An 11,825-nucleotide genomic window follows, 5' to 3' on the forward strand; every position below is an offset into this window, starting at 1 on the left:
TTCCGCCGGCGTCGTCACGCCGGCGTCGGCGCCCGCGACGCGCCGCCGGCCGCCCTGCTCAGGGGCGCCGGCGGCGCGTCCGTGCGCCGCTGCAGGTCCACGCGGTGCGCCCCGCACGCCGTGCACCGCACGTAGAGCACGTATCCGGCCGAGGTCCGGTGCCGCGAGTCCGTGGTCCACGCGTGCTCGTGGCCGACGTCGCGGGCGGTGCCGGCGGCGCTTCCGGTGCCGGCGGAGGTGGTGGCAGTGGTGCGGAGCGTGGAACCGGTCCCGGTCGTCGTCATGCACCTCACGATGCTGTAATGGCCTTGTGCATCTCAACCCTTACGGCGAGTACGCGGTGCTGCTCGCGGCGTCTCTTGCCAACGACTGGCCCGACGACCGGGCGGGCATCGAGGCACGCACGCGTGAGTTCGGCATGACGATGACGTTCCTGGAGGTGCCGGAGGACCACGCGCGCTCCCGCGAGGCGATCGACGACTGGCTGCGTGTCGTGGACACCCCCGACCCGGCCGAGCGGGCCGCACTGCTGAACGCCCAGATGGCCGCCGTCGCCGCCTACCCCCGGCTGACGAACCACGACGGGGAGGACTGGCACCTGCACTACCGGGACGACAACCAGGTGCTGTCCGCGGTGCTGCGCGCCGTGATCGGTGTGGGCACCTCGCTGCACCTCGTCACGCGCGGGATGCACCGGCTGGGGCGGTGCGCGTCGGAGCCGTGCACCAACGTGGTGGTCGACGTCACCCGGAACGGGCGGCAGCGGTACTGCTCCGTGCGCTGCGCCAACCGGGCGGCGGTGCGCCGGCACCGGGAGCGGGCGGTCCCGTAGCTCCGGCGGTCCCGGTCGCACGCCGCCGCCGGATCGCGGGCGGGCGCTCGCCGGGTGACTAGGACAGCGGTTGTCCTCCACCACGCCTAACGTGGCCGGCATGGACCAGATCGAGCTGTTGCAGCCAGAAGGACTCGTGAAGAGCCCCGCCTTCAGCCACGTCGCCGTCGTCCCGCCCGGGGCCACGACGATCCACGTGGGCGGGCAGAACGCCGTCGACGCGACCGGTCAGCTGGTCGGCGGCGACGACGTCGGGGCGCAGACCCGGCGAGTCATGGAGAACCTGACCACGGCGCTCGCCGCCGCCGGAGCCGGCATCGAGCACCTGGTGAGCGTGACCGTCGTGCTCGTCGAGGGCGTCGACATCAACGCCGCCTACGGCGCGGCGTCCGCCTCGCTCGCCGGACTGCCCGTGCCGCCGTTGGTCATGGGCATGTTCGTCCGCGGGCTCGGCGTGCCGGGCGCGCTGGTCGAGGTGTCGGCGCTCGCGGCCGTGGTGCGCTGATCGCCGTCGCCGTCGCCGTCATCGTCGCCGTCGGCCCGGTCGCGCGTGCGGGCGATGCCGACGGCCACGCCGGCCGCCAGGGCCACCAGCCAGAGCAGCGCGAGCCAGTGGAGGACGATCAGATGCGTGCCCGGCTCGGCGAACGCCGCCCGGAAGACGTCCCAGGCGATCATCAGCGGCCCGTCCGGGTTGGCGGTCAGCCAGGTGGCCCCGGGGTAGACCGAGCTCGCCGCCGTGTAGAGGGCGGGGGCGGCCGACTGTGCGACCCAGAACACGAGGAGCGCCGGGACCCACGACAGCCACGACCAGCGGCTGCGCGTGACGCTGACGCCGAGCACCACGCCGAGAAGCACGAACACGAGCACGGTGACCGTGTGCCCGAGGCTCAGCCCGCTGGTGCGCAGGCCGCTCGTGGCGAGGCGCAGGACGTCCTGCGCGAAGAACACCGGGGCCGCGAGCCAGAACCCGCGCAGCCACACCGGGCCGAGCACGGCGAACAGGCCCGCGAGCAGGCCCAGCAGCGACGCGGCCAGGGCGACGAGGAAGGTCGCCTGGGCCACCACGGTCCCCGCGGAGCCTGCCCGCCACGTGGTCGCGAGCAGCGCGTCGAGGTGCTGGGCCTGGCCGATCAGCCAGATGGCACCCGCCACGACGACGATCCCCAGGGCGCCGGCGCCCGCCGCCCAGCGGGGCCTCGGGCTGAGCCACGACGTGCAGAGCGCGGCGGCCGCGCCGGCGAAGGCCACCGTCGCGACGGCCGAGGCCTCGGGCATGCTCGGCGTGGAGACGGCGGCGAGCAGCGCCGCCTGCGGGCCCGCACCCACCACCAGCCACGTCACCGGCGCGATGAGCAGGAAGAACCAGGGCGAGATCCGAGCACGCCGGGTGGTCGTCGACATGCGGCGGATTGTTTCACACAGTTCGGGCGGAAGATCCTATTTGTCCCATCCGGTGACCTGCGCGACCGGCCCGGCGGCGGATGCCGGCCGGGCGAGGCAGGATCAGAAGAGCGGAACCGACCTGGAGGACGTCATGGCTGACACACCCACCACGCCCCGGACCTACCCGCACGGCGTGCCCAGCTGGGTCGACCTGGAGACACCGGACGTCGACGCGGCGCTCGGCTTCTACGGCGACCTGTTCGGCTGGAGGTTCACCGAGATGCTGCCGCCCGGCACGCCGGAGCGCTACGCGGTCGCGTCGCTGGACGGCACGGACGCGACCACGGTCGCGGCGATCGCCACCCCCTCCGCGGGCCTCGACGGCGAGGTCGCGTGGCACACCTACGTCGCCGTGGACGACGTCGACGCCACGGCCGCGCGCGTCCCGGAGCTGGGCGGCGTCGTGAGCTCCGGGCCCGAGGACGTGGGACCGCCGGGCGAGCCCGCCGGGCGGATGGCGCGGATCGTCGACCCGCAGGGGGCGCCCAGCCGGCTGGTCCAGGCGGGCACCCGCCCCGGCGCGCAGGCCGTCAACGCCCCGAACACGTGGAACTTCAGCAACCTGTTCACCCCGGACGTCGACGCCGCGCTGCGGTTCTACGGCCCGCTGCTCGGCTGGGAGCGCAGCGACGACCTCGGCGCCGGCATGGCGCGCGTCCCCGGTTACGGCGACCACCTGGCCCGCACGGTCGATCCCCGCATCCTGGAGCGGCAGGAGTTCGTCCCTCCGGGTTTCTCCGACGTCGCGGCCGGGATCCTGCGCGGCGAGGGGCCCGCGCACTGGTCGGTGGCCTTCGCCGTCGCCGACCGGGACGCCTCCGTCGCGGTCGCGGAGGGCTCCGGCGCGACGGTCCTGGGCACGGAGGACGGCGAGTGGAGCAAGGAGGCGGTGATCCGCGACCCGTTCGGCGCCGAGCTCGTGCTCGCGCAGTTCGATCCGCCGGACTCGTACCTCGAGGCCGAGCGACAGGCCCCGAAGACCTGAGCCCCGGACTACGCGACGAACGCGTACCGGCCGGACCCGACCCGCACCACGACCGCGCCGTCCTCGACCGAGACGCCCGTGACGCCCTCCGCGCGCCGGAGCGGGCGACCCTGCTCGGTGACGGCCTCGGGGTCGTCGACCGGGAGCCGCACCGTCGCCGTCGACCCCACCGGGACCGTCACGTTCAGCCGGAGCCTGCCGCCGGCGCGCCGCCAGTCGCTCGCGACCGTGCCGAACGGCGTCCGGACGCTCGCACTCGCCCGGTCCAGGTGCTCCGTGACCGCCGGGGCGATCGTCACATCGCGGAACCCGGTCTCGGGCGAGGCCTGGATGCCGGCCACGTGCTGGTAGAACCAGTCGTCCACGGTGCCGAGGAAGTAGTGGCCGTAGGAGCGCGCCTCCCGTGACCAGTGCTCCCACATCGAGGTCGCGCCGCTCTCGATCATGTAGCCCCAGCTCGGGTAGACGGTCTGCACGGCGAGCTCGTAGGCGACGTCCGCGTGCCCGTGCCGGGTCAGCACCGGCAGCAGCCACTTGGTGCCGAGCACGCCCGTGTTGAGCGTGGTGCCCTTGGCCCGGACGTCGGCCACGATGCTGTCGACCACCCGCCGTGTCGTCGCGGCGTCCGGCGCGAGCCCGAACTCCACCGCGAGCACGTTGTGGGTCTGCCGGTACCCGCGGTCCCCGTCGCCGCGGTAGTACCCGGCGTCGGCGTCGAGGAAGGTCTCGTTGAACGCGGCCCTGATCGTGGCGGCGTTCCGGGCGAAGTGCTCGACGTCGGCGGCCTTGCCGAGGAAGCCGGCGCTGCGGCGCATGAAGAGCGTCATGGAGTACAGGAACGCCGTGGCGGAGACCCGGAGGTCCTCGGGCGCGTTGCCGCCCGCGGGGCTCGCCTCGGGGCTGACCCAGTCGCCCAGGCGGGCGTCCGGGACGATCCCGCCCTGGGACCGGTCGAACTCGAGGTCGACGTACCGCTTCATGCCGTCGTAGCACTCGGTCAGCACGCGGGTGTCCCCGCCGTACTGGTAGAGCCACCAGGGGATCATCACGTAGGCCGCGTGCCACGGCGGGCACACGCCCCACTCGCCCCAGTCGCCGGAGCTGGGCGCGATGACGAGCGGCCGGCCCTGCTCGTCGCGCGTCTCGTGCACGTCGCGCAGCCACTTGGCGAACAGCTCGTGCACGTCGAGGTTGAGCAGGAACATCTCCGCGCCGATCGCGGCGTCGCCGGTCCAGCCGTTCTTCTCGAACATCGGGGTGTCGGTCGGGATGCCGTGGATGTTGTTGGTCAACGTGTCCACGACCGCCCGGTGGGTCCGGTTCATGATCTCGCTGGAGCTGTGGAACGACCCGGTCTCCGCGGCGGCCGTGTGCACCACCCGCGCGGTGAACGCGTCGAGCGGCGGCGGGCCGTCCTGCGGCCACCCGGTGACCTCGATGTACTGGAAGCCCTTGTAGGAGAAGCGCGGCTCCCACGTCTCCGGCTCCGGCGTCCCGGCCAGCGTGAACCGGTCGGTCTGGAACCCGGCCTGGAACCCGCCGTTGTTGCTCAGGTTCACGCGCCCCGCGGCGGTCAGCTTCTCGCCGTGGGCGGCCCGGACCGTCGCCCCGGCCGGTCCGGTCACGGTGTACCGCACCCAGCCCGCGAGCACCCGCGGGAACGTGACGACGTACACGCCCGGTGCCGGCTCGGTCACCTCGACGGCGGGAAGCGACTCGATCACCTCGATCGGCTGCTGGCGCTGGCCCGTCAGCACCCCGCGCGGGCCGGGCGCCACGGTGGCGGTGGCCCAGCCGGCGTCGTCGAACCCGGCCGTGTCCCAGCCGGGAAGCGTGCGGCGCGCGTCGTAGGCCTCGCCGCCGTAGAGGTCGTCGAACACCGTCGGCCCGGCGTGGACGCGCCAGGTCGCGTCCGTGACCACGTGCTCGACGGCGCCCCCGGCGTACTCCAGGCGCAGCACCGCGCGCACCACGGGTTCGTCGTGCCACGGCGGCGCCTCCCAGCGCCACACGTTGCCGCCCGTCATGCCGTAGAAGCCACGGCCCAGCTCGATGCCCAGCGCGTTGCGGCCCCGGCGCAGCCTCCGGGTCAGGTCGGTCGCGGTGTACTGGACCGTGTCGTCGTAGTCGGTGAACCCCGGCGCGAGCACCTGGTCGTCGGCGGGCCCGCCGTTCAGCGACACGTTCGCGTACCCGCCCGCGGCCAGGTAGAGGGTGGCGCTCCGCAGGCCCGCCCGCACGTCGAGCTCCGTGCGCAGCAGCGGGGCCGGCAGCGGGTCCGGCGTCGGCAGCCGCACGCCGCGGCCCCAGGGCCCCGAGCCGTAGGTCGCGATCTGCTCGGCGTGCGCCCAGGTGGAGTCGTCCAGGTCCGGCCGGGCGAAGTCCGCCCCGAACGCGGTGGCGGCCTTCCAGCCGCTCCCACTCGTGAGGGTCGCCGTGGTCCCGTCCGAGTAGGTCAGGCGGACGACGGCGAGCACCGCGCCCGCGCTGACCGCGTCGTTGGTGCCGCGCACGGCGAGCACCGTGGCGGCGCCGGGCGTCCCGGGCGACCCGGCAGGCAGGTCGACGTCGTGGAAGCGTGCCGCCTGCCAGCCGTTCTCGGCGGGCTCCGTGCCGCCCGCCTCGACGCCGTCGACCCAGAGCGTGAACGAGTCGTCGGCCGTGATCAGCACCTCCGCCCGGGTGGCGTGCGCGCCGTCGGGCGCCGGGCGCGCGATCCGGAACGCCCGGTCCTGGCCCGGCAGCTCACCCTCGGCCGCCCACATCCACGCGGCGCCGTCGAACCTCAGGTCGGTGACCTCGTCCGGGACGCGCTCGTTGCCGATCCACGCGGCACCCGCCCAGTCGCGCTCGGCGTACAGCCCGGTGCGGAATGCCGACGTCGTCGAGCCCGCCCCGTGCGTCGTCGCGACGTCGACCCGCCAGGCGTACTCCGTCGCGGCGCGCAGCGCCGGCCCCGCGTACCCGACGTTCGCCGACTCACGGGACGGCACCACGCCGCTGTCCCACACGGTGCGGGAACCCGGCCCGCGGGTGCTGACCCGCAGCCGGTAGGACTCCTGCTCGACGCCGCGCCGGTCGGTCTCGATCGTCCACGAGAACCGGGGGCGGTCCACGTCGATCCCGAGCGGGCTCGTCTTCTTCTCGACGAGCGGGTCGGTCAGCCGGATGCCGCCGGTCCCGTCGGGCCGGGGCCCCGCCGCGTCGCCGTCGCCCGCCAGAGCGGCGGCGGTGCTTGCGGCCACGGTGGGGAGCGCGGCGGCGGTGGACGCCACGCCGGCGGTCTTGAGGAACGTTCTGCGGTCGAGGGCCATGACGCCTCCATGTGCGGTGTCGAGAGAACGAGCTCCGTTGCAACGTTTCAAACACGCGGTCGCCAGTGTATGGGCGACGAGCCGCCGCGGACCAGGGGGGGCGGCGGATCAGACGCCCGCGGGGAACGCCTTGCCCGGGTTGAGGAGCCCGCGCGGGTCCAGCGCGTCCTTGACCGCCCGGTGCATCGCGAGCACCACGGGGCTGAGCTCCGCCGCCGCACCCGGGAGCTTGAGCAGCCCCACGCCGTGCTCGCCGGTCACGGTGCCGCCCAGCGCCCGGCACTCGTCGACGATGCGGTCGAACGCCACCTTGGCGCGGGCCTTGGCCGCGTCGTCGCCCTCGGGCGCGATGATCAGCGGGTGCAGATTGCCGTCGCCGGCGTGCGCGATGTTGGCGATCACCACGTCGGCCTCGCGGGCGATGGCCTCGATGCGGCCGAGCATCGCGGGCACGGCGCCGCGCGGCACGCAGACGTCCTCGGTGAGCACGGGCCCGAGCCGTTCCAGCGCGGGGTAGGCGAGGCGGCGGGCCAGGAACAGCCGGTCGACGTCGTCCGGCGCGAAGGCGCGCTCCACGTGGGTGCCGCCCGCCTGCTCGAAGTACGCGGCGACCCGGTCGGCCAGCGCCTCGCCCGCGGCCCCGGGCTCGTCGACCTTCGCCAGGAGCAGCGCGGCCGCGCCCTCGGGGAGCGTCCAGTCCTGCCAGTCGGCGACGGCGCGCAGGCACGTGCTGTCGATGAGCTCCAGGGCGGCGGGCACGATGCCCGCGGCCGAGACGGCGGCCACGGCGTCGCCGGCGTCGGCCAGCGAGGGGAACCAGCCCACGATCGCCCGGTCCTCGCGGCCGCCGAGCGGCCGGAGCTTCAGGGTGACGTCGACGATGATGCCCAGCGTGCCCTCGGAGCCGACCAGCAGCCCCGTCAGGTCGTAGCCCGTCACGCCCTTCGCGGTGGTGCGACCGAGCCGGGCGACCGAGCCGTCGGCGAGCACCACCGTCATGCCCAGCACGTAGTCGCGCGTGACGCCGTACTTGACGCAGCACAGGCCGCCCGCGTTCGTGGCGACGTTGCCCCCGATCGTGGAGATCGCCTGGCTCGCCGGGTCCGGCGGGTACCAGAGCCCGTGCTCGGCGACGTGCCGGCGCAGGTCGTCGTTGAGCACGCCGGCCTCGACCACGGCGAACCGCTCGGCCGTGTTCACCTCGGCGATCCGTGTCATCCGTTCCAGCGACAGCACCACGGCACCGGCCATCGCGTTCGCCCCGCCGGACAGGCCCGTCCCCGCACCGCGCGGCACCACGGGCGCGCCGAGCTCGCCCGCGATCCGCACCGTGGCGACCACGTCGTCCAGGCTCGTGGCGAGCACGACGGCGGCGGGCGTGGCGTACTCGGCCCACTCGGCGTCGTCGTGGGCGTAGCGCTCGACCGCTTCCGGGGCGGTGAGCACGGCGCCGTCGGGCAGGGCGGTCTGCAGGGCCGCGGCCAGCGCGGAGGACTCGTCGGTGGTCATCGGTCCCGGATCGTAGTCCCGCCACCTGGGGACCGCCCGCGCCCTGCTCAGGTATCGGTCCACCGGGGTCGCGTTCGCGAGCCCGGTGCCCGCTCAGGCCGTGGCCACCGCCCGGTCCAGGAGCTGTCCCCGGAGCTGCTTGCGCGAGACGATGCCGAGCTTCTGGAAGACCTTGCGCAGGTGCCACTCGACGGTGTGCGGGCTGATGAAGAGCTGCGTGCCGATCTGCGGGTTGGTCAGCCCCTCCCCGGCGAGCCGGGCGATGTGCGACTCCTGCGGGGTGAGCACCGTGTGCGGCTGGGGCAGGCGCCGGCGGACCGTCTCCCCGGCGGCCTGCAGACCGCGCCGGGCGCGCTCGGCGAACGCCTCCGCCCCCATCTCGCTGAGCATCTCGTACGCGACCCCGAGCTGCTCGCGGGCGTCCACGCGACGGTTGCCCAGACGCAGCCACTCGCCGTACAGCAGGTGGGCGCGGGCCAGCATCACCCGGACCTCGGTGCGGCCGAGCCGCTCGACCGACTCCCGGTACGCCTCCTCCGCGTCGGCGCCCTCGCTCACCTGGGCGCGGGCGCTCGCGGCGACCCCGAGCGCCCAGTCGGTGCCGCTCTCCCGCGCCAGCACGTCGAGCTGCCGCGCGGCCTCGGCGGCCCGGGCCGGGCGTCCGCTGCGGGCCGCCGCCTCCACGAGCTCGGTCAGCGACCGGTTGAAGGGGCCGCCCAGCGGCGCCGGGTGCTCGCAGCCGCGCTCGGCCGCTGCGTACGCCTCCTCGTAGCGGCCGAGCCCGTTGTAGAGCACGGCGCTCGCCCACCCGGTGGCGGTGGCCACCTTTCCCTCGCCGCGCAGGGCGGGGTTGCCTGCGACGGCGTCGATGGCCCGCCGGGTGGCGGCCTCCCGGCCCCGCCAGGGTTCGAGGACCAGCGCCGCGTACTGGGCGGGGAACCGGCTGCCGGTCACCTCGCCGACCGTCACGGCCTCGGCGAGCAGCGTGTCCGCGACGGCGAGCTCGCCGGCCAGCGCCCGGTTCGAGAGGAGCAGGTGCAGCGCGGTCGGCAGCACCGACAGCGTCCCGGTCTCGCGGGCCGCGTCGACCAGCCGCCGGGACAGGGTGGTCCAGGCGTCGAACTCCCAGGCGTTGTGGGCCACGCGGCACGCGAGGGGGAGCCAGTCCAGGCTCTCCTCGACGGAGCCCGCCTCGGCGCAGAAGGCGTCGAGGGCCAGCCGCACCATCGGCACGCCCGCCGCGGCGCCCTCGGTGGCCATCACCGCCGCGCCGTCGAGCAGCAGGTCCCCGCGGCCGGGCGGCGACCCTGCCGGCACCGCGAGCACCGACCGTGCGACCTCCGCGAGCCGGCCGCCGCCGGGCAGGTCCCCGGCCGTGACGGCGGCCTCGAACGCGTCCCGGTAGGCCGTACGGGCGAGTGCGGGGTCCAGCGGCTCCAGGTCCTCGGCCACCGCGACCAGGAGCGGCAGCGCGACGCCGGGGCTCGTGGACGCGAGGGCGACCTGGCCGCGCAGCAGGCCTGACCGGGCCCGTCCGAGCGCGTCGAGGGGGCCGAGCTCGGCGGCGCCCAGCAGCTCCAGCGCGGCGTCGAACCCGCCGGCCTGGAGCTTGGCCCGGGCCGCGGCCAGCGCCCGTGTGCCGCGGCGGCCGGGGTCGGGCGTGAGCTCGGTCGCCCGCTCCAGCAGCGCGGCCGACGCCGCGGCCCCGGCGCGGGCGCGCACCCGTTCGGCGTAGCGCTCCAGCTCGGCGGCCACGGACTCGTCGTGGCCGGCCAGCGCGTTGGCCAGGTGCCACGCCCGGCGCTCCGGGTCGGCCACGGGGTCGGTCGAGTCGGCCAGCGCGCGGTGTGCGTCCTGCCGGTCCTGCGGCGAGGCGCCCTGGTAGGTGGCCGAGCGCACCAGGGGATGGTTGAACAGGACGCGTGTGCCCAGCGTGATCAGCCCGGCGCCGACGGCGGGGGCCGCGCTCGCCAGGTCGAGGCCCAACAGGTCCGCCGCCCGGTTCAGCAGGGTGACGTCGCCCATGGGCTCCGCCGCGGCGGTCAGCAGCAGCCGCCGGGCCGGGTCCGGGAGCGCCCGCACGCGCCGCAGCAGGCTCTGCTCGACGTCGCCGGCCGCCGGCCGCACGTCGGGCCGCCCGAACCCGCCGGCCAGCTCGGCGGGCGTGAGCCCCAGCGGGAGGACGAGCAGGGCCCGCGGGTTGCCCTGCGTCTCGGCGACCATGCGGTCCCGGACCCGGTCGTCCAGCCGCCCCGGCGTGACCGACTCCAGCAGGGCGCGGGCCTCGCCGTCGCTCAGCCGCCCCACCTCGCGCTCCGGCAGCTCCGTCAGCTCGGCCCGCAGGTGGGGGTCGCGCACCGCGAGCACCAGCCCGACCGCCGCGACGGGCAGCCGCCGCGCGACGAAGGCGAGGGTGCGGGCCGAGACCTCGTCCAGCCACTGCGCGTCGTCGACCAGACAGACGAGCGGTCCCTTCTCCGCGGCGGCGGCCAGCAGGTTGAGCACCGCGAGGCCGACCAGGAAGCGGTCCGGCGTGTCGCCGGAGGTCAGGCCGAACGCCGTGGACAGTGCGTCGCGCTGCGGGCCGGGCAGGCGCAGCAGGTGGTCCAGGAACGGGGCGCACAGCCGGTGCAGGCCCCCGAAGGCCAGCTCCGACTCGGCCTCGACCCCCGTGGTGCGGGCGATCCGGCAGCCCGCCGCGCTGCCGTGGGCGTACTCCAGCAGCACCGTCTTGCCGATCCCGGCCGCGCCGCGCAGCACCAGGACCGCGCTGCGCCCGGCCTGGACCGTCGCGACGAGCTGGTCCAGGGCCTCGCACTCCGCCTGCCGGCCGTACAGCGGCAGCCGCCGGTCCCCGCTCGCGAGCAGCACCGTGGGGGCGGAGGGGATCGGTGAGGTGCTCATGTCACCGATCCAACTCGACGGTCGAATGCTTGACGAGGCAGAACGGCAGGCAGAAGTAGGGGGCGGTCTCTGCCCGGGGGCACGGCTCCCCGGGGTGCACCACGGACCCGACCACGGAGTCACCGTGGCGCGGTCCGCCCGACGCCGCGCCGAGGGTGAACGGCATGACGACACACGAGATCCCCACCGGTCCGGCCGAGCACGACGCCGCGCTCTCGGTCTTCCTCGCCCAGCGGACCCAGCTGGTCCGCATCGCCCGCCGGGTGACCGGCAACCCCGCGGAGGCCGACGACGTGGTCCAGGAGGCGTGGGTGCGCTGGCAGCGCACCGACCGCACGAAGGTCAGGAACCCCGCCGCCTTCCTCACCTCCACCACGACCAACCTGGCCCTCAACGTCATCCAGTCCGCCCGGTACCGCCGGGAGTCCCTGCTGTCCACGGTGCCGGTGCCCGACGCCGCGCGCTCGGCCTCCGACCAGGACCCGGGCCTGCAGGCCGAGCAGACAGGGGCGGCCGAGGAGGCGTTCGCGCTGCTGCTGACGAGGCTGACGCCGGGGGAGCTGGCCGCCTACGTGCTGCGGCGCGGCTTCGACTACCCGTACGCCGACCTGGCGCGGCTGCTCCGGACCAGCGCCGCGAACTCCCGGCAGCTCGTCAGCCGCGCGCAGGCGCGCCTCGTCGGTGACCGCGCGCGCCCGGTTTCGCCCACGGCGTGCCGCCGCCTCGTCGCGGCGTTCCTGGACGCGGCCCGCAACGGTGACCTGGGCGACCTCGAGCGGCTGCTGGTGGCCGACGACGGCAGGTCCGCCACGCCGCCCGCGGCCGCGGCCTGAGC

The 11,825-nt window shown here is 75.4% G+C and carries 8 protein-coding genes; 4 read left to right on the forward strand and 4 right to left on the reverse strand.

Features of this window, described 5'->3' with window-relative positions:
* Positions 1–14: 14 nt before the first annotated feature.
* Positions 15–284: a hypothetical protein gene (locus QRN56_RS04135; RefSeq protein WP_285101405.1), complete on the reverse strand. Its 270-nt coding sequence runs from the start codon at positions 282–284 to the stop codon at positions 15–17.
* 26 nt (positions 285–310) lie between these two features.
* Between QRN56_RS04135 and QRN56_RS04140 the strand changes: the two genes are divergently transcribed.
* The 3 genes from QRN56_RS04140 (at position 311) to QRN56_RS04150 (ending at position 3,263) form a co-directional block, all read left to right on the forward strand.
* Positions 311–832, forward strand: coding sequence for a CGNR zinc finger domain-containing protein (locus tag QRN56_RS04140; protein WP_285101407.1), 522 nt, complete (start codon positions 311–313; stop codon positions 830–832).
* Between the two features lie 100 nt (positions 833–932).
* On the forward strand, positions 933–1,337 hold the full coding sequence (locus QRN56_RS04145; RefSeq protein WP_285101409.1) for a RidA family protein: 405 nt from the start codon (positions 933–935) through the stop codon (positions 1,335–1,337).
* 1,032 nt (positions 1,338–2,369) lie between these two features.
* On the forward strand, positions 2,370–3,263 hold the full coding sequence (locus QRN56_RS04150; RefSeq protein ID WP_285101411.1) for a VOC family protein: 894 nt from the start codon (positions 2,370–2,372) through the stop codon (positions 3,261–3,263).
* Positions 3,264–3,271: 8 nt separating this feature from the next.
* Here QRN56_RS04150 and QRN56_RS04155 read toward each other — a convergent pair whose 3' ends face one another.
* The 3 genes from QRN56_RS04155 to QRN56_RS04165 all read right to left on the reverse strand — a co-directional run bounded on the left by QRN56_RS04155 (position 3,272) and on the right by QRN56_RS04165 (position 10,990).
* The gene (locus QRN56_RS04155; RefSeq protein WP_285101413.1) at positions 3,272–6,577 is read right to left on the reverse strand and encodes a family 78 glycoside hydrolase catalytic domain; all 3,306 of its coding nucleotides are present in this window, start codon (positions 6,575–6,577) and stop codon (positions 3,272–3,274) included.
* Positions 6,578–6,685: 108 nt separating this feature from the next.
* On the reverse strand, positions 6,686–8,086 hold the full coding sequence (locus tag QRN56_RS04160; RefSeq protein ID WP_285101415.1) for an FAD-binding oxidoreductase: 1,401 nt from the start codon (positions 8,084–8,086) through the stop codon (positions 6,686–6,688).
* 93 nt (positions 8,087–8,179) lie between these two features.
* Entirely contained in the window at positions 8,180–10,990 is a 2,811-nt protein-coding gene (locus QRN56_RS04165) for a helix-turn-helix transcriptional regulator (RefSeq protein WP_285101416.1), read from the reverse strand.
* 164 nt (positions 10,991–11,154) lie between these two features.
* Between QRN56_RS04165 and QRN56_RS04170 the strand changes: the two genes are divergently transcribed.
* On the forward strand, positions 11,155–11,823 hold the full coding sequence (locus tag QRN56_RS04170; RefSeq protein ID WP_285101417.1) for a sigma-70 family RNA polymerase sigma factor: 669 nt from the start codon (positions 11,155–11,157) through the stop codon (positions 11,821–11,823).
* Positions 11,824–11,825 lie beyond the last annotated feature (2 nt).

The sequence above is a fragment of the Promicromonospora sp. MEB111 genome (assembly GCF_030209445.1).
Classification (GTDB): Bacteria; Actinomycetota; Actinomycetes; order Actinomycetales; family Cellulomonadaceae; genus Promicromonospora.